The sequence below is a fragment of the Hydrogenophaga sp. genome (genome assembly GCF_011772445.1).
Classification (GTDB): Bacteria; Pseudomonadota; Gammaproteobacteria; order Burkholderiales; family Burkholderiaceae_C; genus Hydrogenophaga.
On record NZ_WVZN01000002.1, the window covers coordinates 1 to 21174 of the forward strand.

Consider the following 21174-nt stretch of genomic DNA (forward strand, 5'->3'; position numbering starts at 1 on the left):
TGCGCGGGTCGCTGCCCCCCGAGGGGGCTGATCCGGCTTGGGGCGGCCCGGCGCCGGATCGCATGAGTCTCGAGAAACCCCTCCTGCCCGGCGCCACCGACGCCTCGGGCCGCCCCGCCACGCTGGGCGTGATGGGCGGTGGCCAGCTCGGCCGCATGTTCGTGCAGGCCGCGCAGGCCATGGGCTACGCCACCGCCGTGCTCGACCCCGACGCCGACAGCCCGGCCGGTCTGATCAGCCACCACCACATCCGCAGCGCCTACGACGACACCTCCGGCCTCGCGCGGCTGGCCGAACTCAGCGACGCGATCACCACCGAATTCGAGAATGTGCCCGCGCCGGCCCTGGCCGCGCTGGCGGCGCAGCGCCCGGTGGCGCCGGGCGCGGCCTGCGTGGCCATCGCCCAGGACCGCGCGGCCGAAAAGGCCCACTTCGCGCGCTGCGCGACCGACGGCAGCGGCGTGCGCCCCGCGCCCTACGCCGCCATCGACACGCCCGAGCAGCTCGCGGCCGTGGCGGCCGACCTGCTGCCCGGCATCCTGAAGACCGCGCGCCTGGGCTACGACGGCAAGGGCCAGGCCCGCGTGAAAGACCGCGCCGAACTCACCGCCGCCTGGGACCGCCTGGGCCGCGTGCCCTGCGTGCTGGAAAAGCTCATGCCGCTGCGCGCCGAGTGCTCGGTCATCGTGGCGCGCGGCGCCAACGGCGACTGCGTGAGCTTTCCGGTGCAGAAGAACACGCACCACGACGGCATCCTCGCGGTCACCGAGGTGCACGAAGGCGCCATCGAGCCCGCGCTGGCGCGGCGCGCGCAGGCGGCCACCATCGCCATCGCGCAGCAACTGGGCTACGTGGGCGTGCTGTGCGTGGAGTACTTCCTGGTCGACGACGACCACGGCGGCCTGGACCTGATCGTCAATGAGATGGCGCCGCGCCCGCACAACAGCGGCCACTACACCCAGAACGCCTGCGACGTGTCGCAGTTCGAGGCACAGGTGCGTGCCGTCGCGGGCCTGCCGCTGCGCACGCCGGTGCAGCACAGCCCGGCCATCATGCTCAACCTGCTGGGCGACCTGTGGTTCGCCTCGGGCCGCGAGGCCCCCGCGACGCCGCCCTGGGACGCGCTGCTGGCCCTGCCCGGCACGCACCTGCACCTGTACGGCAAGGCCAGTGCGCGGCCCGGCCGCAAGATGGGGCACCTCAACATCACCGGCCCCACGGTGGCGGCCGTGCGCGACACCGCCGCGAAGGCACTGGCGCTGCTGGGCCTGCCGCCGCTCTGACCCCGCCATGCCGCTGCTGCTGAACGCGCAAGAGCCCGAGGCCATCGAGCGCGCCGCTCAGTGCCTGGCCGAGGGCGGCCTGGTGGGTCTGCCCACCGAGACCGTCTACGGCCTGGCGGCCGACGCCGACAACGCCAGCGCGGTGCAGCGCATCTTCGAGGCCAAGGACCGCCCGGCCGACCACCCGCTCATCGTGCACGTGGCGGCCGAGTCGCCACGCGCCGCGATCGACCACTACGCGCGCGACGTGCCGGCCTTCGCCGAGCGGCTCATCGCCGGCTGCTGGCCCGGCCCGCTCACGCTGATCCTGCCGCGCCGCGCCGACGTGGGCGCGGTGGCCGCTGGTGGCCAGGATTCGATCGGCCTGCGCTGCCCGTCGCACCCTGTGGCGCAGGCGGTGCTGCGCGCCGCCGCCGCACGCGGCGTGCGCGGCGTGGCCGCGCCCAGCGCGAATCGCTTCGGCCGTGTGAGCCCCACCACCGCCGGCCACGTGATGGACGAGTTCACCGCGCTCGGCGAGGAGCAACTGCTGGTGCTCGACGGCGGCGCCTGCCCGGTGGGCATCGAATCCACCATCGTGGACTGCACGCGCGGCCACCCGGTGCTGCTGCGCCCGGGCATGCTCACGCCGGCGCGGCTGGAAGCCATGGCGGGCGAGCCGCTGCGCGCACGCGACGGGGCCTCACCGCGCGCCTCGGGCACGCTCGAATCGCACTACGCGCCGCGCGCCAAGGTGCGCTTGATGGACGCGAAGCAGCTGCGCGCCGCCTTCCAGGTGCTGGGCAAGGATGCGAAGCACATCGCGCTGTACGCGCGCAGCCCGATCGAAGCCGCACGGGGCTTGCCCCGACGCCGCATGCCCGACGACGCCGCCGCTGCCGCGCAGGAACTGTTCGCGGTGCTGCGCGAACTCGACGCCACCGGCGTGCGCCTGATCTGGGTGGAAACGCCGCCCGACGGCGCGGAGTGGGACGGCGTGCGCGACCGCCTGGCTAGAGCCGCGGCCTGAGCAGCACTCAGTCCGTCAAGCGGGCGGTCCACTCCACCAGCGCTTCCAGCGCCGGCCGCGCCGCTGGCGCGTTGGGGTGGTTCACGAAGGCCACCACCACGTAGCGCACGCCATTGACCGCGCTCACGTAGCCCGCCACGCCGGTCACGTCGCGCAGCGTGCCGGTCTTGAGCCAGGCGTGGCCATAGACCGGGCTGCGCTCGTCCAGGGCATAGCGCCGCGCCGTGCCACTCACGCCCGCCAGCGACAGCGTGCCCACGAAGGCGTCGGCCTGCGGGTGGCGCGCCGCGTGGCGCAACAGGATGGCCAGGGCCTCGGGCGTGATGCGCTCGTCGCGCGACAGGCCCGATCCGTTGTCGATCACGGGCGCGGGCACGCGATCGCCGAAAGTGCGGCGCCACCAGTTGCCCAGCACCGCGCGCGCCTGCTCGAAACCGCTGCGCTTCCAGGGCAACGGCCCGCTGCCGGGCAGCGAGGTGGCCTGCGGCGCGAGCTGGCCCAGCGTGAGGAACACCTGCTGCGCCATCACGTTGTTGCTCCACTGGTTCACGTCGGAGAGGATGTCCGTGAGCGGCAGCGAGGGTGCATCGAGCAGCAGCTTCGCGTCCAGCGGCGTGAGGCCGGCGCGCACCTGGCCCGTGAGAAGGCCGCCACCCGCTCGCCACAGGCCCTCCAGCGCGCGCGCCGCGAAACTGGAGGGGTCCTGGTAGGCCACAGGCCATTTCTGCTCGCCGCAGCGAAACGGGTAACGGCCTTCGAAAGCGATGCGCCCCGGGTCATCGAAGCGCGCGCGCAAGCCGCCGCGCCAGTCGCCGCAGGCGCCGTTGGACAGCGGCACGCTGGCGTCGATGGCCAGTCCCGCCAGCGGCGGCTCACTGACCACGCGCGCCACGCCGGCCGCGGGGTCGGGCCGGAAGCTCAGCACCACCGACTTGAAATTCACCAGCAGCGCGTCGGGCCCGGCGTTGTAGGGCCGCAAGGCCTCGCCGTCGAAGGCGCCGGGGTCGAACGGCGGCAGGTCGAAGGCGCTGCTGTCCAGCACCATGTCGCCCAGAATGATCTGCACGCCCTGCGCCTGCAGCGCGGTGAAGGCCTCCTGGATGCGCTCCAGCACGAGCTTCGGGTCGCCACCGCCGCGCACGTACAGGTTGCCGCGCAGCGCGCCGGCCGACACGGTGCCGTCGGTGTAGAAGCGTGTGCTCCAGGTGTAGGCGGGGCCCAGCAGGTCGAAGGCCGCGTAGCTCGTCACGAGCTTCATCACCGAGGCCGGGTTGACCTGCATGCCCGATTGGTGGCGCAGCCGCGCCTCTTGGCCGTCCAGCGGCACCACGACGGCGGAGAAGGCACTGGCGGGCACTTCGGCGCGCAGCAGCGCGGCGCTCACGGGCGGGGGCAGGCCCTCGCGCGAGGGGCCCTGCGCACAGGCCGGCAGGGCCACGGCCAGTGTCAGGAGCAGAGGCAACAGGAAGCGATTCACGCGGGGATTATCGGCCGGGGCCGTCCGGGGCCCGAAGGCGGGTGGCCGATAATCCCCCGATGCCTGCCGCCCCGTGTTTTCTGGCCATCGAGACCAGCACCGACACCCTTTCGCTGGCCCTGGGCACCGGCCGGGCCGACGACACCTCGCGCCACTTTCAGGGCCCGGGCGGCGCTCAGGCCTCCACCGAGTTGCTGCCGCAGGTTCGGCGCCTGCTGGCCGACGCCGACCTCGCCCTGGGCGATCTCGAGGCCATTGCCTTCGGCCGCGGCCCCGGCTCATTCACCGGGCTGCGCACGGCCTGTGCGGTGGCCCAGGGACTGGCCTATGGCACGCGCGGCCAGCGCCACCCGCAGGGCCTGCCCGTGCTGCCCGTGGACACCTTGCTGGCCCTGGCCGAGCAGGCCCGCGCGGACGACGCCGCCGACGGGCATGCCGCGCCCACGCGCATCGTTGCCCTGCTCGACGCGCGCATGGACGAGCTCTACCTGGCGGCCTACGCACTCGAGCGCGGCAAGCTGCGCGCCATCACGCCGCCGCGGCTGTGCGCACCCGCCGACCTCGCCGGCTGGTTGCACGACCAGGGCTTCGCGGACGACGACCGCACCCTGCTCGCGGGCAATGCCTTCGGCGTCTACGCCGAGGCACTGCGCGACGCCCCGGGCCGACGCCGCCACGCCCTGCCCACGGCCGAGGCCCTGCTGCGCCTGGCCCCCGCGCTGATGGCGCAGGGTGCGGCGGTTAGCGCCGCCGAAGCCCTGCCGCTCTACGTACGCGACAAGGTCGCGCGCACCACGGCCGAACGCGAGGGCAAGGCATGACGCACGCCCTGCCCGCGTGGACCACCGGCCTGTGGCCCGCGCCCATGGACACCCTGCCGGTGCCACTGGAAGCCGATGCGCGCGGCATCGCCTTCATGCCCATGACCGAGGCAGACCTCGACGCGGTGCACGCGGTGGAAGCCAGCGCCTACGCCCATCCCTGGACGCGCCGGCATTTCCGCGATTCGCTGCAGGCCGGCTACCCCGCCGTGCTGCTGGTGGGCGAGGCCCTGCCGCACGAGACCCCGCACCCCGCCCGGCCGGATGGCCGCTGGCTGATGGGCTACCTGGTGGCCATGCCCGGGGTGGACGAGGTGCACCTGCTCAACATCACCGTGAACCCGCCGCACCAGCGCCAGGGCTGGGCGCGCTTCATGCTCGACGCGCTGGCGCTGTGGTCGCGTGGCCAGGGCGCGCGGGCGCTGTGGCTGGAGGTGCGCCAGAGCAACGCGCCCGCACGCCGCCTCTATGAACGCCACGGCTTTCGCGAGGTCGGTGTGCGGCGCGGCTACTACCCGCTCTCCACCCTGCAGCGCGAGGACGCGATCGTGATGCAGCTGGGCCTGGACCAACCGGAGCCGTCGCCATGAACGAGACCGGCACGGCCGACGACTGGGTGCGCGAACTCGACGCCCGCCAGCGCGCGATGCTGGCAGAAATGGGCGTGAAGGTCTGGACGCCGGCCGCGGCGCGCGCGCCCGTGACCCTGGCCGAACCCGCCGTGGCGGCACCCCCGCCACCCCAGCCGCCCGCGCGCACGCCTGCGCTCCGCGAACCGGCCGCCCGGGCGCCCGCCGCGACCTCCACGGCTGCGGCCGCGCCCGCGCCGATCGCACCCGCCGTGGCCGCGCGTGCCGACATCGCGCAACTCGACTGGCCCGCGCTGCGCGAGGCCGTGGCCGGCTGCCGCGCCTGCGGCCTGTGCGAATCGCGGCGCAACACCGTGTTCGGCGTCGGCCACACCGAGGCCGACTGGATGATCGTGGGCGAGGCCCCCGGCGAACAGGAAGATCGCCAGGGCGAGCCCTTCGTGGGCCCGGCGGGCCAACTGCTCGACGCCATGCTGCGCGCCTGCGGGCGCGACCGCCAGGCCGAGGACGCGCGCGGCGTGTTCATCGCCAACGTGCTCAAGTGCCGCCCGCCGGCCAACCGCAACCCGGCCCCCGAGGAAGTGGTGCAGTGCGAGCCCTTCCTCTCGCGCCAGGTGGCACTGGTCAAACCGAAGCTCATCATCGCCATGGGCCGCTTCGCGGTGCAGTCGCTGCTCAAGACCACCGAACCCATCGGCCGCCTGCGCGGTCGCGTGCACCGCTACGAGGGCGTGCCGGTGATCGTGACCTACCACCCCGCCTACCTGCTGCGCACACCGGTGGACAAGGCCAAGGCCTGGGCCGACCTGTGCCTGGCCATGGAGGTCGCCAAATAATTCCTTTTGAGTATTTGTGTTGATCATGCGAGCAGAAACAATTACGCAAGTATTAGTTTCTGCCACTCCAGTCACGGCAGGCCTTGGTTTCTGCAAGCCCTGGTGAGTTGACGAGCACGGCGAAACACTCCCTGTCTGGAGTCCGCCGTGCTCTCGCTGGTAACAGCCCCGACCGAATCTCTCCGCTGCGCGCCGCCTTCCCCCCGTCCCGTGGCGGACAACCCGGCCCTCACCCGGCTGGCGCACTCGTCCCGCGTCCTGCTTCTGCAAGGCCCGGTGGGGCCATTCTTCGACCGCATGGCCCACTGGCTCCTGGGCCGGGGGGCACAAGTCCACCGCGTCGTCTTCCAGGCTGGCGACCGCCTGGACTGCCAGGCCGTCGCCCCCCTGGTGTATCGCGGCACCCTGGAAGATTGGCCCGGATTCCTGGGCCGCCTGATCGCCTCCTACGGTATTGACTGTGTCGCGCTGTTCGGTCAGTCCCGTCCACACCACGCCGCCGCCCTGAAGGTGGCGCGCCAAGCCGGCGTCTCTGCCGTGGTGCTGGAGGAAGGCTACGTACGCCCCGGCTTCGCCACCGTCGAGCTCGACGGCGTCAACGGTCACTCCACCACGCTGGACCGCTACCGCTGGTGCAGCGGGCCCGGCGAATCCGAACCGGTCTGGCCGTCTTCGGACACCGCCGCCGGCCTGACCACCCGCATGGCCTGGCACGCGGTTCGTCACTACCTCGCGCTGGGCCTGCTGCCGACGCTCAACCCCCACTACACCCACCACCGCTCCGACCGACTGCTGCACTACGTCGAGCATTGGGTTCGCACCGGCTGGCGCTGGCTGCGCCACCACCGCGAAGACAAGCGCGCCGTTGCAGAACTTTCCCATCGGCGGTACTTCTTCTTCCCGCTGCAGAACGAGGGCGACGCCCAGATCACCCAACACAGCCCGTTCAGCAACGTCCAGCAAAGCGTGGCGAAGGTGCTCGAATCCTTCGCCCGGCATGCGCCGGCCGACTCCCTGCTGGTCGTGCGCCAGCATCCCTGGTCGCGCGGGCACCGCGAAACGGAGCGCGCCGTGCTGTCGGTTGCCGAGCGCCTCGGCATTCGCCGCCAGGTGATGCACCTGCATGAAGGTGACACGGTCGCTCTGGTGCAGCGAGCGGCTGGCGTGGTCGTGGTCAACAGCACCGTGGGGCTGATCGCCCTGCGCCAGCACCGGCCCCTGATGGTGTTGGGCGACGCCGTGTATCGCCGCCCCGGCCTGTGCCACGTGGACGAGCTCGACAGCTTCTGGCACGGCGCCAGGGCGCCCGCCACCTCCCTGGTGCAGCAGTTCCTGCGGCAGTTGATCACCCTGACGCAGCTGCCGTGCGACCTCTATGCCCCGCGCCACACGCCCCTCGATTGGGGCGGCCGCCCCACCCGTGCGACGCCGGTCGGCGTCCTTCCTCGATGAACACGGGTGCTCGCTCCTCATGGCGCATCGCATTCGCGGTGTGGCACGCGCTGCTGCTGCGCGAAGCGGTCACGCGCCTGTTCAACAAGCGGGGCGCATGGCTGTGGCTGCTGGTCGAGCCTCTGGCCTATGTCGGGTTCACGGTCGTGCTGTTCGCGGTACTGCACGCACGCGCCATCGGTGGCATGGACCCGGCGGTCTGGCTCACCAGCGGGCTGCTCTCGTACTTCCTTTTCCGCCGCGTCGCCCAGCAAGCCTCGGCGGCCGTGGGAGCCAATCTGGCGCTATTCACTTATCGCCAGGTATTGCCCGTGGACACCGTGCTGGTGCGCTGCGTGCTCGAGGCCTTGCTGGTGTTGGCCACGGCGGCGCTGTTCTCGGGCGTCCTGGCGCTGTGGGGCAAGCCCCTGACCGCGCAAGAGCCGCTGTTCTGCGCCAGCGCCGTGGCCGGGCTGTGGCTCTTGGCGGTGGGCTGGGCGCTGATGGCCTCGGTCGGCACCGAACTGATCCCCGAGTTCGGCAACGTGCTGGGCCTGCTGATGATGCCCTTGCTGCTGATCTCAGGCACCATCGTCCCGCTGGCCACCATCCCCTACCCCTGGCGCGGCTGGCTGATGCTCAATCCCGTGGCCCATGGCATCGAGGGCGTGCGCGCCGGCATCTCGAGCTACTACCACCACACCCCGGAACTGAGCCTGGCCTATCTGCACGGCGTCGCGCTGGTGCTGTTGTTCTTCGGTCTCGCGCTGCAGTTGCGATTCCGCCGACGTCTGGTGTCGCTGTGATCGAGGTTCGTGACGTGCACAAGCGCTACCTCACCGACCATGGGCCAGGCCCCTGGGTGCTGCGCGGCGTCGACCTCACCCTGCCTGCTGGCGCGAACGTGGGCCTCATCGGGCGCAACGGCGCCGGCAAATCCACCTTGCTGCGCCTCATTGGCGGCATCGACCAACCCACGCGCGGCAGCGTGCGGCGGCACTGCCGCGTGTCCTGGCCCATGGGCTTCGGCGGCGGCCTGCAGGGTTCGCTGACCGGCCGGCAGAACGCCAGGTTCCTGTGCCGGCTGCATGGGCAGGCGCAAGACATGGCCGGGCGAATGGAGCGCATCCAGTCCTTCGCCGACATCGGTGCGTATTTCGACGCACCCGTGAAGACCTACTCCAGCGGCATGAGGTCGCGCCTGCAGTTCGCGCTGTCGCTGGCCTTCGACTTCGACGTCTACATCTCCGACGAGGTGACCAGCACCGGCGACGCGGCCTTCCAGGCCAAGGCGCGGCGCGCTTTCGCCGATCTGGTGGGCAGGGCCGCGCTGATCATGACCTCGCACAGCGCGGGCTCGCTCAAGGAGTTCTGCACCGCGGGCATCTGGCTGCACGAGGGCCGGGCCCATTGGTTCGACCGCATCGACGACGCCCTGGCGGCTTACCAGGAAAGCCTGCCGGCATGAACACCCCCTCCCTCCTGCTCACCTGGCGTCACCACGGCCTGTGGTGGATCGCCGCGCTGTGCGTCCTGTTCGGCGGTTCGTACTGGACGCTGTTCGCCGCCGACCGCTACGAGTCCGAGGCGCGCGTGGTGCTGGCCCGTTCCGACCTCTCGGGCGGACAGGCGATGGACTTCACCACGCTTTTCGGCGGTGGCGGCAACAACCGCGCCGACCAGCTGCTGCTGCGCGACTACCTGCGCTCCATCGACATGCTGCGCCTGCTGGACCGCACGCTGGGGCTGCGCGCCCACTACAGCGGACACGGCGACCCGCTCTCGCGTCTGTGGGATGCCCAGGCGCCCATCGAGCGCCTGCATCGCCACTTTCTGAGCCGGGTGAGCGTGGAGATCGACGAGTTCGCTGGCGTGCTGGTGATCCGCGCGCAGGCCTACACGCCGCAGATGGCGCACGCCATCGCTTCGGCGCTGTTGGCCGAAGGCGAGCGCCACATGAACGCCCTGGGCCACCAGCTCGCGCAGGACCAGGTGAAGTTTCTCGAGCGCCAGGTGCAGGAGCTGGGCGAACGCGTGAACACCACGCGCGCTGCGCTGCTGTCCTTCCAGAACCAGGAAGGCCTGGCCTCGCCGCAGGCGGCCGCCGAAAGCGTCGCGGCCATTGTGGCGCGCCTCGAAGGCCAGTTGGCCGACCTGCAGACGCGCCGCAGCGGGATGACTGCCTTCCTGCAGCCCGACGCCAGCCAGCTCGTCGAGGTGAACGCGCAGATCGCCGCCGTCGAACTGCAGTTGCAGCGCGAGCGCGCCCGCCTCACCTCGCCACAGGGCGGCACGCTCAACGCCGCCGTGGCCGAGTACCAGCGCCTGCAGTCCGACGCCGACTTCGCGCGGCAGGTGCTCAACACCGCACTGGTCTCGCTGGAGCGCGGCCGCGTCGATGCCACGCGCACGCTCAAGCAAGTGCAGGTGCTGCAGTCGGCCAGCCTGCCCGAATACCCAGAGCAGCCGCATCGGCTGTTCAACGCCATCGCGACCGCGCTGGGCGCACTGCTGATCGCGGGCGTTCTGCAACTGCTGCTGGCCATCGTGCGCGATCACCAGGACTGAGACCCATCCCATGCGCCCGTCACGATCGATCCGAACCCTGTCCGCCCTGCTGCTGGCCTGTGGGCTCTGCGCACTGTCATCCGCCGATGCCGCCACCCCGCGCGACGCCGTTCCGCTGCTGGGAGACGGCGCCAGCGCACCGGCGACGCCCCCGCTTGCCGTGCCTCGCGTGGCGCCGAACCTTCCCACTGCGCCCACCCCTGCGGCCACCCCTGCGACGACTCGCGACAGCCAGGCCTTCGGCGCTCAACTATTCACCGGCGCCTTCGCGCGCGAAGGCGCCGCGCTGTTCAACCCCGACTACCTGATCGCCACGGGGGACACCCTCCAACTGCGGCTGTGGGGCGCCTTCAGCTTCGAGGCACCCCTCGTTGTCGACCCACAAGGCAACGTCTTCCTGCCCAACGTGGGCCCCGTGGCGGTGCGCGGCGTGCGCAACGCCGACCTGCAACAGACCGTCGAGGCGGCGGTGCGCCGCGTCTACCGCGCCAACGTGTCCAGCTACGCCAGCCTGGCCGACGCGCAGCCGGTGCGTGTGTTCGTGAGCGGCTTCGTGGCGCGCCCCGGGCAGTACAGCGGCACCAGCATGGACAGCCTGCTGCACTACCTCGACCAGGCCGGCGGTATCGACCCCGAACGCGGCAGCTTCCTTGACGTGCAGGTTCGCCGCGGCAGCGCACTGCGGGGGCGGGTCAATCTCTACGACTTTCTGCTCGACGGCCGCCTGCCCGCGCTGCAGCTCGCCAGCGGCGACGTCATCTTCGTGCCGCCACGCCAGAGCACCGTGCGCGTGGGCGGGCTCGCGGCCAACCCGAACCGCTTCGAGTTCAGCGGCGTCGAGCGCACCGTGGCCGACTTCATCGCCCTGGCCCGCCCGCAGGCCGCCGCCACTCATGTGCGCATCACGCGCAACACCGGCACCGTGCGCCACACCGACTACCACCCCCTGAGCGAAGCGGGCAGCGTGCCCGTGGCCAATGGCGACGAACTCGAATTCACCGCCGACAAGAAGACCGGCACGATCACCGTGCGCGTGGAAGGCGAACACGACAGCGCGCAGGAGTACGTGCTGCCGTACGGCAGCCGGCTCGGCGACGTGTTCTCGCGCATCCGCCTCAACGAGCGCTCGCAGCCGCAGAACCTGCAGCTCTTCCGCCAGAGCGTGAAGCTGCGCCAGAAGGAATTGCTGGCGACCAGCCTGCGCAGCCTCGAGGCCTCACTGCTGACCGCGCGCAGCGGCAGCGGCGAAGAGGCTAAGCTGCGCGAGCAGGAAGCGAAGCTGATGCTGCAATGGGTGGAACGCGCGCGCCAGGTCGAGCCCCTGGGCCAGGTGCTCGTCGCCAGCGACCCCAACCGCCATCAACTGCTGCTGGAAAACGGTGACGTTCTGCGCGTGCCCACGCGCGACGGCCTGGTTCTGGTCAACGGCGAGGTGCTGTTCCCCAACGCCGTGGCGCACCAGAGCGGCCTGTCACTGGGCGACTACATCCAGCGCGCCGGTGGCTTCACGCAGAACGCCGATCACTCGCGCGTGGTGCTGGCTCGCGTGGACGGCAGCTACGAACAAAGCGAGGCACGCCGCCTGAGCGACGCCACGCCCGTGAACCCCGGCGACCAGGTCCTCGTGCTGCCCAAGGTCGACCAGAAGAACCGCCAGTTCGCCCTGGACCTCACTCGAATCCTTTCACAAATCGCCATCACCGCCGGGGTCGTCCTGGGAATCAAATGATGTATCTGAACAAAGACGAAGGCGCCCCCGCGCCCCGCAACCACGCCGTCCGGGTCCTGAGCGTCTTCGGCACCCGCCCTGAAGCCATCAAGATGGCGCCGGTGGTGCGGGCACTGCAGCGCGTGCCAGGCATCGAGTCCCACGTCTGCGTGACGGGCCAGCACCGCCAGATGCTGGATCAGGTCCTCACGCTCTTCGACATCCGGCCCGAGCACGACCTCAACATCATGCGGCCCGGCCAGGACCTGACCGACGTCACGAGCAACATCCTGCTGGGCCTGCGCGAGGTGCTCCGCCAAGGCCGCTACGACCTGGTGCTGGTGCATGGCGACACCACGACAACCATGGCCGCCGCCATGGCCGCCTTCTACGAAAGGGTCGACGTGGGTCACGTGGAAGCCGGCCTGCGCACCGGCAACCCCCTGTCGCCCTGGCCAGAGGAGATGAATCGCGGCCTCGTGGGCCGGCTGGCCCGCCTGCATTTCGCACCGACCGCCCGTGCGCGCGAAGCGCTGCTGTCAGAAAACGTGGGCGCCGATGACATCTGGGTCACCGGCAACACCGTCATCGATGCGCTCCAGCACGTGGCCGGCACGCTGCAGCGCACGCCAGCCTTGCGCGAGCAAATGGCCGCGCGATTCCCCTTCCTGGACAGCGCGCGCCGCACCGTCACCGTAACCGGCCACCGCCGGGAGAACTTCGGCGACGGCTTCGAGCGCATCTGCCGCGCGCTCAGGCGCCTGAGCCAACGCCCCGACATCCAGATCGTGTACCCGGTGCACCTCAACCCGTCCGTGCAGGAGCCGGTGCGGCGCATTCTGTGCGACGCGCCGAACGTGCATCTCATCGACCCCTTGGACTACCTGCCCTTCGTGCACCTGATGAACCGCTCGCACCTGATCATCACCGACTCGGGCGGTGTGCAAGAAGAGGCTCCCTCGCTGGGCAAGCCCGTGCTGGTGATGCGCGAAACCACCGAGCGGCCGGAGGCCGTCGAGGCCGGCACCGTGCGCCTCGTGGGCACCGACATCGAGCGCATCGTTGCGGAAGCGAATCGGCTGCTCGACGACGAAATCGCCTACCAGCGCATGGCCCGGGCCCTGAACCCCTACGGCGACGGCAAGGCCGCCGAGCGCATCGGGCAGGCCATCGCCCTTCGATACGGGCTGGTCAACGCCGACCATGCGCCGGGTATCGACGAACCCTCTTCCGTTCCCATCCGCGGGGAGGCCGCCCTTGTTTGACCACATCTGCATGATCGGCCTGGGCTACATCGGCCTGCCCACGGCCACGCTCTTCGCCTCGCGCGGCGTGCGCGTCACCGGTGTCGACGTCGTCCCTCATGTGGTCGAGACCATCAACAGTGGACGCATCCACATCGTCGAACCCGAGCTCGACGGGTTGGTGCACGCGGCGGTGAACGACGGCCACCTCAGGGCCTCGCTCACGCCCGAACCCGCGCAGGCCTTCCTGATCGCGGTGCCGACCCCCTTCAAGGAGGGCCATCGGCCCGACCTGTCCTACATCGAGGCGGCGGCCGGTGCGATCGCGCCGGTGCTCGCCCAGGGCAATCTGGTGGTGCTGGAATCCACCTCGCCCGTGGGTGCGACAGAGCAGTTGGCCCGTTGGTTGGCCGCCGCGCGGCCCGACCTCAGCTTTCCCGCGACGGCCGGCGAACAGGCGGACGTGCAGGTGGCGTACTGCCCCGAGCGCGTCTTGCCCGGTCAGGTGGTGCGTGAACTCGTCAGCAACGACCGCGTGATCGGTGGCCTGACGAAACGCGCAAGCGACATGGCGTCGGCCCTCTATCAGGTGTTCGTGCAAGGCCAGTGCGTGGTGACCAACGCCCGCACGGCCGAAATGTGCAAGCTCACCGAGAACAGCTTTCGCGACGTCAACATCGCCTTTGCGAACGAGCTCTCGCTGATCTGCGACCGGCTGGACATCGACGTGTGGGAGCTGATCGCGCTGGCCAATCGGCACCCGCGCGTGAACATACTGACACCCGGCCCCGGTGTGGGCGGGCATTGCATCGCCGTCGACCCCTGGTTCATCGTGGACAGCGCGCCCGAGCAGGCCCGCCTCATCCACACGGCCCGACTGGTCAATGACCACAAGCCCGAATGGGTGCTGGAACGGGTGGCGCGGGCGGTCGAGGCCACGGGCCAACGCGAGTCCGCCAGCGTGGCGGTGCTGGGTCTGGCCTTCAAACCCGACATCGACGACCTTCGCGAGAGTCCCGCCATGCAGATAGCGCAAGCGCTGAGCCGGCAGGGGCGCACGCTCTGGATCGCCGAGCCGCACATCGAGCAGGTGCCGCCATCGCTCGCTCATCAGGCCTTGGTTTCGCCCGCAGAGGCGATCGAGCGCGCCGATGTGGTGGTCATTCTCGTGGCCCACCAGGCATTCGGGGCGCTTCGGGAACGTCTGCGGCGGCACGCGGCCGTGGTGGACGCCGTCGGGCTGCTGCGCAGGGGGTGATCCCGTGGATCGCCTGCTTGAGCACGCGCCGACGAGCGAAGCGGTCGCCTCCGCACCCCGCAACGAGCGGGCCGAACACGCCCGCTCGCTTCAGGTCGGTTCCCTGGAAACAGACAAGGCGCTCACCGCGCTCACCCGCGAACTCAGCATCGCGGTGGACCAGGGACATGCGATGCAAGCGGCCTGGACAGCGGACCTGAAACGCCTGCAGGCCTCCCTGGACGCGGTTCGGGCCGAACGGCACGCCCTGGAGTTGGCGCTGGTGCGCTCCCAGATCGCTCGCGACCTGCTCGACCAACGCCTTCAATCAACCGAAGGCCAGCTGGCGCGAACCACGGCTGCGCTCGAAGACGCCCTGACGAGGCTGGCCCATCTGGAATCGCGGAACAAGTCCCTACAAGCCCAGTGGCAGGCGCTGCAGCAGAAGGATGCGGTCACCCAGCAGCACCTGGAACAGATGGGCCGCCTGCATGAGCAGCTGCAGGGCGAGTCGGCGGCACTGGGGCACCTGCTGGCGGCCCGCGAAGCGCAACTGGATGCGGAGCTGCAGCGCGGCAGGCTGCTGGACCAGCAATGGCAGGCATCGGAGAAGGCCCGGCAAGGTCTGCAGGATGACTTGGCGTTCGAACGCGCCAACCGTCAGAGCCACCTGCAGCAGATCGACAGCCTCAAAAGCCAGAGCCAGCGGGACCGCCAGGCCGTGGGGGCCTTGCGCGTGCAACTGGAGCGCACCGAGCAGGACCGGTTGAACGCGCTGGATCAGGTGACCCGCACCCGGGCCATGACGTCCTTTCGCCTCGGCTACACCCTTCTGCACGGCTTCGGCTCGCTCAGTGCCTTGCTGGCCTTGCCCAGTGAACTCTGGGCTCTGTACCGCGAGACACAGCGGCGACGCAGCACCCAGGCGCTCCGCGAACGCCGGCTCTCGGCGCGCCTGAACGCCCCCCCGACGAATGCACCGCTCAAGGAGACCGTCCCTCCACCGCACCAGCCGCTCGCCACCACGCTGTCCTTCACGAGCGACACACCCGGCGCGCAGCTGAAGGCACTCAGGGTCGCGTGCATCATGGACGAGTTCACTTTCAGCTCGTACGCGCCCGAGTGTCAATTGCTGTCGCTGTCGGTGGACCAATGGCAAGGGGAACTGGACAGCTTCCAGCCTGAGTTGCTGTTCATCGAATCGGCTTGGCGCGGCAAGGACGATCGGTGGGGGAGCAAGGTTGCCCATCTGAGCGACGAGGTCACCGCTGTTCTGGCGTGGTGCCGCTCGCGCCAGATCCCGACGGTGTTCTGGAACAAGGAAGACCCCATCCATTTCGAGACCTTCCTGAACACGGCCCGCCTGTTCGACCACGTCTTCACGACCGACATCGACTGCATCCCGCGCTACAAGGCGGCGCTGGGACATGAGCGCGTGCACCTGCTGCCGTTCGCCTGCCAACCGGCGGCATCGAACCCGATCGAGAAGTACGAGCGCAAGGACGCCTTCTGCTTCGCTGGCGCTTACTACGTGCGCTACCCCGACCGCACGCGCGACCTGGGCAATTTCATGGCCCACCTGCCCGACTACCGCCGGGTGGAGATCTACGACCGCAACTTCGGCAAGAACGATCCGAACTATCAGTTCCCGCCGGACTACCAACCCTTCATCGTCGGCACACTGCCCTTCGATCAGATTGATCGCGCCTACAAGGGCTACCGCTATGCGATCAACCTGAACTCCATCAAACAGTCGCAAAGCATGTTCGCTCGGCGCGTGTTCGAGCTGTTGGCCTCGAACACCGTCACCGTCAGCAACTACTCGCGCGGCATCCGCCTGCTGTTCGGCGATCTCGTGGTGACCACCGACAACGGCCCCGAGATCGTGCGCCGGCTGCGCCGCCTGTGCGGCGATGCGGTGAGCGAGCGCAAGTTCCGCCTGGCCGGACTGCGCAAGGTGATGCGCGACCACACCTACCAGGACCGCCTGTCCTATGTGGTGCGAATGGCGCGCGGAACGCAGGACGACGAACCCGCCAGCCTGCTGCCCAGCGTGACACTGACCGGCTATGCCAAGAATCCGGACCAGCTCGCTTCGCTGCTGGCCAGCTTCGAACGCCAGCGGGGTATCGAATGCCAACTGCTGCTGGCGGTGCCCGACGACTTCGCGGCCGAACACCTTCCGCCCCGCAGCCCGCGCGTGCGCGCCTTGCGCATGCGCGAACTGGACGAACTTTCGATGGACGACCTGGCAAGCGTCTCCCCGTGGGTGGCCGGCATCGTGCCCGACGACTACCACGGCCCTCACTACGCCCTGGATCTGGCGCTGGCCACCCGCTACAGCGCGGCCCAGGCCATCGGCAAGGCGGCTCACCACCTGTGGTCTCCGAGCAGCGGGCTGCGTCTGATCGATGCCGGTGCGCAGTACCGACCGGCCGCGCAACTGCCCGCGCGCTGCGCGCTGGTGAACGCCAAGGGCATGTCCGGGCTCGGCCTGCGGGACTGGTTCACCTCGCTCTACACGCGCACGCTCGTCCAGACGGACATGCTGGCGGTGGACGAGTTCAACTATTGCAGGAACGGCGCCCAAGCGCCGCAGGTGCCGGCCGCAGTGAACGATCTGCCGGGCCTGCACGAGGGGCTGGACTGGCCGGCGCTGCTGGCGCATGCCGACACCCTGCCGCCCGAGCCCGCGGCCATGGACAGCGCGCCCCGGCTCAGCGGCGCCGAGCTGGCAGCGCATTTCAAACCGCCCGGCGGCAAGGCCTATCAGTTGCGGGTGGCCGGCCAGGGTTGGGCGGTGGCTTCCCAACTGGGTGACGGCAAACACGACTACCTGTACGCCGCGTCCGACCTCAAGCCCGACTTCTTCGGGCCGGAGCGGCCGCTGAAGTTTCACCTCGATGTCACGCCCGGCCTCAACCTGCAGTTCGTCGTCCTGTTCCTGGACGCGCAGAAGCAGCGCATCAGCAGCGCGGTGAAAGCCGCCAACCGCAACCAGGAAGTCGCCGTGCCGGCGGGTACCGAGTGGGTGCGCCTGGGCCTGCGTGTCTACGGCAGCGGCGAGGCCTGCGTCAACGCCCTGGTGCTGGGGCACCGCACGCTGCGTCCCGCCACCGTGCTGGGTCGCGCCGAACACCTCCTCGTGACCAACCACTACGCCTCCTACGACGACCTGTACCGCAACGGCTTCGTGCACAGCCGCGTCCTGGCGTATCGCGAACGCGGGCTGCCGGTGGACGTGTTCCGGCTGCGTCCCGACCAGGCCTTGTCACACCACGAGTACCAGGACGTGGACGTGATCACCGGCTCGCAGGAGGCCCTGCACAAACTGCTGGAATCGGGCCGCTACAAAAGCGTTCTGGTGCATTTCCTGGAACCCGCCATGTGGGAGGTTCTCAAGCACCACGTGGACCGCATACCCATCACGGTGTGGGTGCACGGGTCCGAGATCCAGCCTTGGCACCGACGCGATTTCAACCACGAGACCGACGCCGAGCGCCATGACGCCAAGGTTCAGAGCGAGGTGCGAATGGCGTTCTGGCGCGGCTTGCTCAACCCGCCGCCGGCCCGCTTGAAGCTGGTCTTCGTCTCGCGTCACTTCGCCGACGAAGTCATGCAGGACCTGGGCTTGCGACTGCCGCGTGAAGCTCACCACGTCATTCACAACCCGATCGACACCGAGCTCTTCAGCTACCAGCCCAAGCCGGCCGCACAGCGCAAGAAGATCCTCTCGATCCGGCCCTACACCTCGCGCACCTACGCGAACGACCAGGCGGTCGCGGCCATTCTCAAACTGTCAACCCGGCCCATCTTCCGCGACCTGGAATTCCGCCTTGTCGGCGACGGCAAGTTGTTCGAGTCGACGGTGGCGCCACTCAGGTCGTTCAGCAACGTCATCATCGAGCAACGCTTCCTCAACCACGCCGAGATCGCGGCGCTGCACAAGGAATACGGCGTGTTCCTGTGCCCCACGCGCATGGACACCCAAGGCGTCTCCCGGGACGAAGCCATGGCCTCGGGGCTGGTGGCCGTCACCAGCGCGGTGGCCGCCGTGCCGGAGTTCGTTGACAAGGATTGCGGCCTGCTGTGCCGGCCCGAATCGGCGGACGACCTGGCCGACGCGATCGAGTCCCTGGTGAAGGACGAGCGATTGTTCGCCCGGCTTTCGTCGCAGGCCCCCCTGAACGTCCAGCGCTCGCGCAGCAAGCCGCAAATCATCGAGGCCGAAATGCGCCTGCTGGCCCCGGAGCCCTCCCATGCTTAAACACCTCATCTTCACCAATTTCGGTGTCGGCATCACCGACGAGCTGTGGCTGACCTATCGCCTGGAAATCCTGCAGCACACGGTCGCCGTCTCGCTTGCGGCGCAGACCAACCCGAACTTCGAATGGCACGTCTTCATCGATCAGCGCCTGCCCAATCTCCATCGCATGCGCCTGGAAGATCTGAAGAACGCCATTCCCGGCCTGGTCCTGCACGAGGTGGACGACTACTCCCGGATCATCATCAGCATCAACCGGATCGCCCGCGCCACGCCGTGCCAGGTGCTCATCACCAGCCGCATCGACGACGACGACTGCCTGCACGTCGGCGCGGTGGACAGAATCCAGAAGGCAGCGCTGGCCGATCCCGATGGCGCGAAGGTTTCCATCATCGCGCTGCGCAACGGCCTCGAATACCTGCCCACGGACGGCATCGTGCGTCCGGTCGAGTACGACACCCTCGCGCTGGGCCTGTCGCTGGTCGACCGACGCGGCAGCGGCGCGCCCCTCGTGGTGTCCAGCTATGCACACCACACGATCCGCGAGACCTTGAACAAGCAGAACATCGCGGTGCGCTACATCGGCATTGAAGACAGCGAGCCCTTGTACCTCTACACCAAGCACCAGTTGAGCGACTCCTACTACTTCGGCGCCCGAGCCCGGATCCTGCAGGATGAATCGAAGCTCGACCTATCCGACGGCCTGCTGCGGCACTTCGGCCTGGACCACCGGAGGGTGGATGCGCTGCGGCGTGCGTTGATCGATGCACCCGTCGGCATGCCGCACAAGTACCTTGAGCAACTCTCGCTGGTCCGCCAGCAACTCCACAAGGCAGCGCAGGTCCCCCAGGACGGCCAGGCGGCGCCCTGCGCTGCCACGCTTGACTTCGAACTGCTGCTGGCCAGAAAGCGGCGGCTCGAACGCCACGCCACGCGCAGCAATCCGGTGGCACGGGGCCAGGCCAAGGTACGGGTAGCGATCCTCGGTTCCTGCGTCACGCGGGATCTGTTCGAAGTGCAGAAGGCCAACCTAGGCGCGTTCGAGGTGTGCTTCTACTCGGCTCGAAGCTCGCTCGTGTCGGCCCAGTCCCTGCCCAGCACGGATTCGCGTCTGCGCATTCCGCACGACAGCTTCGAGAGCAAGCGAGCGCTCTACGACCTGGACAAATCCCTGTGGGATCGCCTTGAAGCCTCTCGACCCGATCTCGTCATGATCGATCTGATCGATGAGCGCCTGGGGCTGATCCAGCACCAAGGTTCGGTGTTCTCCGCCAGCGGCCCCATGGTCAAGGCCTTCGAACGGGCCGCCATCGACCACACGGTGATGCGCCCCTGGAGCGAGGCGGCCATGAACCTGAGGCAGTGGGCCGCCAAACCGTTTATCGAACGGGTGCACGGCATCTGCTCTTCGGTGTTCCTGCACCGCGCGCAATGGGCAGACAGTTACCTGGACAAGGACCTCACCATCCGCAGCTTCGCCGAATCGCCGTTCGCCAAACTCATCGAGCTGAACAACCAGATCATCCGCGAGGCATCGGTGGCGCTTGAAAATTCCTGCGTGTCGTTCGAGGCGATCGGCGGCCTGGAACCGGGGACTCTGCTGGCGGGAGGCAAGCACCTGTGGGCCTTTGCGCCTTATCACTACGATGAGCGCTACTACCGGTCCCTGGCCCGGCAGTTCCTGGCGCGCATCGCCTGAGCGCTGCGCCCGTGCGCTCGGCTGGCATCCACATCGCGCTCGTGGCGGACGAGCCGACCCACGCCTCGCTTCGCCGGGCCTTCCCGGTGCGCTACATCCGTGCGCCTCGCCTGTGGCGCGCCACCCGTTTGTGCGACGCGAACCTGTTGCTCGTGGAGTCCGCCTGGCGGGGCATCCACGACGACTGGCGCTACCGGATCGCGGCGTATCCGGATGCCCCGCGCCGCAACAACCGATCGCTGCAAACGCTCGTGTCGCAGGCCCGCTCGGCGGGCATCACCACCGTCTTCTGGAACAAGGAGGATGGGGTGCATTTCGATCGGTTCATCGACAGCGCGTCGCTGTTCGACGTGGTGCTGACCGTGGATGAGAACTGCCTTCCTAGCTACCGCGAGCGACTGGGCCCGCAGGTCAGGCTGGGGGTGATGCCCTTTGCCATCGACCCCGGCCTGCACCACCCCGACCCGCGGGGCCCCACTCAGCGGCGCGCCTGTTTCGCCGGCAGCTACAGCCAGCATGTGCACCCCCGTCGCCGCGAGTGGCAGAACCGGATGTTCCGGGCGGCCGAGCCCCTGGGCCTGACGGTGTTCGACCGCAACTCGAACCGCCGCAACCCCGACTACCGCTTCCCCGCCCTGCCCTGGCTCGATGTGCGGCCCAGGGTGCCACACGAGGCCACCGCGGACATCTACCGCCAGCACCTGGTGTCGCTGAACGTCAACACGGTGGACGACTCGCCCACCATGTTCTCGCGCCGGCTGCTCGAGATCATTGCCTGCGGCAGCCTGGCGGTGACCAACCCTTCGCCGTCGGTGGACCGCCATTTCCGCGACTTCTGCGAAGTGGTGCACGACGAGGAGCAATGCCGCACGGTATTCGAACGCCTGCACCGGGATGGCCTGTCCCGGCTCGACCGCGAGCGGGCTCTCGCGGGCGCGGAATACATCCGTCGCCACCACACCTGGGCCCACCGCATCGAGCAGATCCAGCGGCTGATCGCATGAAGC

16 protein-coding genes are annotated in these 21174 nt (G+C 69.3%); 15 read left to right on the top strand and 1 reads right to left on the bottom strand.

Annotation, left to right across the window (positions count from 1 at the left end; all coding sequences use genetic code 11):
* Positions 1 to 62 precede the first annotated feature (62 nt).
* Entirely contained in the window at positions 63 to 1283 is a 1221-nt protein-coding gene (locus GTO19_RS00030; protein WP_291016281.1) for a 5-(carboxyamino)imidazole ribonucleotide synthase, read from the top strand.
* 13 nt (positions 1284 to 1296) lie between these two features.
* The gene (locus GTO19_RS00035; protein ID WP_291016441.1) at positions 1297 to 2292 is read left to right on the top strand and encodes an L-threonylcarbamoyladenylate synthase; all 996 of its coding nucleotides are present in this window, start codon (positions 1297 to 1299) and stop codon (positions 2290 to 2292) included.
* 7 nt (positions 2293 to 2299) lie between these two features.
* Here the strand turns inward: GTO19_RS00035 and dacB are convergent, their stop codons facing one another.
* Positions 2300 to 3769: a D-alanyl-D-alanine carboxypeptidase/D-alanyl-D-alanine-endopeptidase gene (gene dacB, locus GTO19_RS00040; protein WP_291016284.1), complete on the bottom strand. Its 1470-nt coding sequence runs from the start codon at positions 3767 to 3769 to the stop codon at positions 2300 to 2302.
* Between the two features lie 59 nt (positions 3770 to 3828).
* On the opposite strand from dacB, the gene tsaB reads away from it, so the two are divergent.
* The 13 genes from tsaB (at position 3829) to GTO19_RS00105 (ending at position 21171) form a co-directional block, all read left to right on the top strand.
* The gene (gene tsaB, locus GTO19_RS00045) at positions 3829 to 4590 is read left to right on the top strand and encodes a tRNA (adenosine(37)-N6)-threonylcarbamoyltransferase complex dimerization subunit type 1 TsaB (protein WP_291016286.1); all 762 of its coding nucleotides are present in this window, start codon (positions 3829 to 3831) and stop codon (positions 4588 to 4590) included.
* 44 nt (positions 4591 to 4634) lie between these two features.
* Positions 4635 to 5180: a ribosomal protein S18-alanine N-acetyltransferase gene (rimI, locus tag GTO19_RS00050; protein WP_291016444.1), complete on the top strand. Its 546-nt coding sequence runs from the start codon at positions 4635 to 4637 to the stop codon at positions 5178 to 5180.
* On the top strand, positions 5177 to 6016 hold the full coding sequence (locus GTO19_RS00055) for a uracil-DNA glycosylase (protein WP_291016289.1): 840 nt from the start codon (positions 5177 to 5179) through the stop codon (positions 6014 to 6016). Before rimI ends, GTO19_RS00055 begins: the two co-directional genes overlap by 4 nt.
* A gap of 297 nt (positions 6017 to 6313) precedes the next feature.
* The gene (locus tag GTO19_RS00060; protein WP_291026359.1) at positions 6314 to 7468 is read left to right on the top strand and encodes a capsule polysaccharide biosynthesis; all 1155 of its coding nucleotides are present in this window, start codon (positions 6314 to 6316) and stop codon (positions 7466 to 7468) included.
* Positions 7465 to 8253 (top strand): ABC transporter permease, encoded by a 789-nt coding sequence (locus tag GTO19_RS00065; RefSeq protein WP_291016297.1) that lies wholly within the window; start codon positions 7465 to 7467, stop codon positions 8251 to 8253. Before GTO19_RS00060 ends, GTO19_RS00065 begins: the two co-directional genes overlap by 4 nt.
* Entirely contained in the window at positions 8250 to 8915 is a 666-nt protein-coding gene (locus GTO19_RS00070; RefSeq protein ID WP_291016301.1) for an ABC transporter ATP-binding protein, read from the top strand. Before GTO19_RS00065 ends, GTO19_RS00070 begins: the two co-directional genes overlap by 4 nt.
* Positions 8912 to 10015: a chain-length determining protein gene (locus GTO19_RS00075; protein ID WP_291016304.1), complete on the top strand. Its 1104-nt coding sequence runs from the start codon at positions 8912 to 8914 to the stop codon at positions 10013 to 10015. The genes GTO19_RS00070 and GTO19_RS00075 overlap by 4 nt, the downstream gene beginning before the upstream one ends.
* Before the next feature lie 10 nt (positions 10016 to 10025).
* Positions 10026 to 11744, top strand: coding sequence for a polysaccharide biosynthesis/export family protein (locus GTO19_RS00080; RefSeq protein WP_291016307.1), 1719 nt, complete (start codon positions 10026 to 10028; stop codon positions 11742 to 11744).
* Positions 11741 to 12988 carry a non-hydrolyzing UDP-N-acetylglucosamine 2-epimerase gene (gene wecB / locus GTO19_RS00085; protein WP_367243802.1) on the top strand — a complete coding sequence of 416 codons (1248 nt, stop codon included), beginning with the start codon at positions 11741 to 11743 and terminating at the stop codon, positions 12986 to 12988. The genes GTO19_RS00080 and wecB overlap by 4 nt, the downstream gene beginning before the upstream one ends.
* 10 nt (positions 12989 to 12998) lie before the next feature.
* Positions 12999 to 14225 carry a UDP-N-acetyl-D-mannosamine dehydrogenase gene (wecC, locus tag GTO19_RS00090; RefSeq protein ID WP_291016446.1) on the top strand — a complete coding sequence of 409 codons (1227 nt, stop codon included), beginning with the start codon at positions 12999 to 13001 and terminating at the stop codon, positions 14223 to 14225.
* 4 nt (positions 14226 to 14229) lie between these two features.
* Positions 14230 to 18471 (top strand): glycosyltransferase, encoded by a 4242-nt coding sequence (locus tag GTO19_RS00095; RefSeq protein WP_291016313.1) that lies wholly within the window; start codon positions 14230 to 14232, stop codon positions 18469 to 18471.
* A complete protein-coding gene (locus GTO19_RS00100; RefSeq protein ID WP_291016316.1) occupies positions 18464 to 20167 on the top strand; it encodes a DUF6270 domain-containing protein in 1704 nt (567 codons plus the stop codon). Before GTO19_RS00095 ends, GTO19_RS00100 begins: the two co-directional genes overlap by 8 nt.
* A gap of 11 nt (positions 20168 to 20178) precedes the next feature.
* Positions 20179 to 21171: a glycosyltransferase gene (locus tag GTO19_RS00105; protein ID WP_291016319.1), complete on the top strand. Its 993-nt coding sequence runs from the start codon at positions 20179 to 20181 to the stop codon at positions 21169 to 21171.
* Positions 21172 to 21174 lie beyond the last annotated feature (3 nt).

Coding starts and splice junctions, on each gene's coding strand:
- tsaB (WP_291016286.1), top strand. CDS start 3,829: ATGCCTGCCGCCCCGTGTTTTCTGGCCATCGAGACCAGCACCGACACC.
- GTO19_RS00100 (WP_291016316.1), top strand. CDS start 18,464: ATGCTTAAACACCTCATCTTCACCAATTTCGGTGTCGGCATCACCGAC.
- GTO19_RS00060 (WP_291026359.1), top strand. CDS start 6,314: ATGGCCCACTGGCTCCTGGGCCGGGGGGCACAAGTCCACCGCGTCGTC.
- GTO19_RS00030 (WP_291016281.1), top strand. CDS start 63: ATGAGTCTCGAGAAACCCCTCCTGCCCGGCGCCACCGACGCCTCGGGC.
- GTO19_RS00080 (WP_291016307.1), top strand. CDS start 10,026: ATGCGCCCGTCACGATCGATCCGAACCCTGTCCGCCCTGCTGCTGGCC.
- rimI (WP_291016444.1), top strand. CDS start 4,635: ATGGACACCCTGCCGGTGCCACTGGAAGCCGATGCGCGCGGCATCGCC.
- GTO19_RS00055 (WP_291016289.1), top strand. CDS start 5,177: ATGAACGAGACCGGCACGGCCGACGACTGGGTGCGCGAACTCGACGCC.
- wecB (WP_367243802.1), top strand. CDS start 11,741: ATGATGTATCTGAACAAAGACGAAGGCGCCCCCGCGCCCCGCAACCAC.
- GTO19_RS00075 (WP_291016304.1), top strand. CDS start 8,912: ATGAACACCCCCTCCCTCCTGCTCACCTGGCGTCACCACGGCCTGTGG.
- GTO19_RS00065 (WP_291016297.1), top strand. CDS start 7,465: ATGAACACGGGTGCTCGCTCCTCATGGCGCATCGCATTCGCGGTGTGG.
- wecC (WP_291016446.1), top strand. CDS start 12,999: ATGATCGGCCTGGGCTACATCGGCCTGCCCACGGCCACGCTCTTCGCC.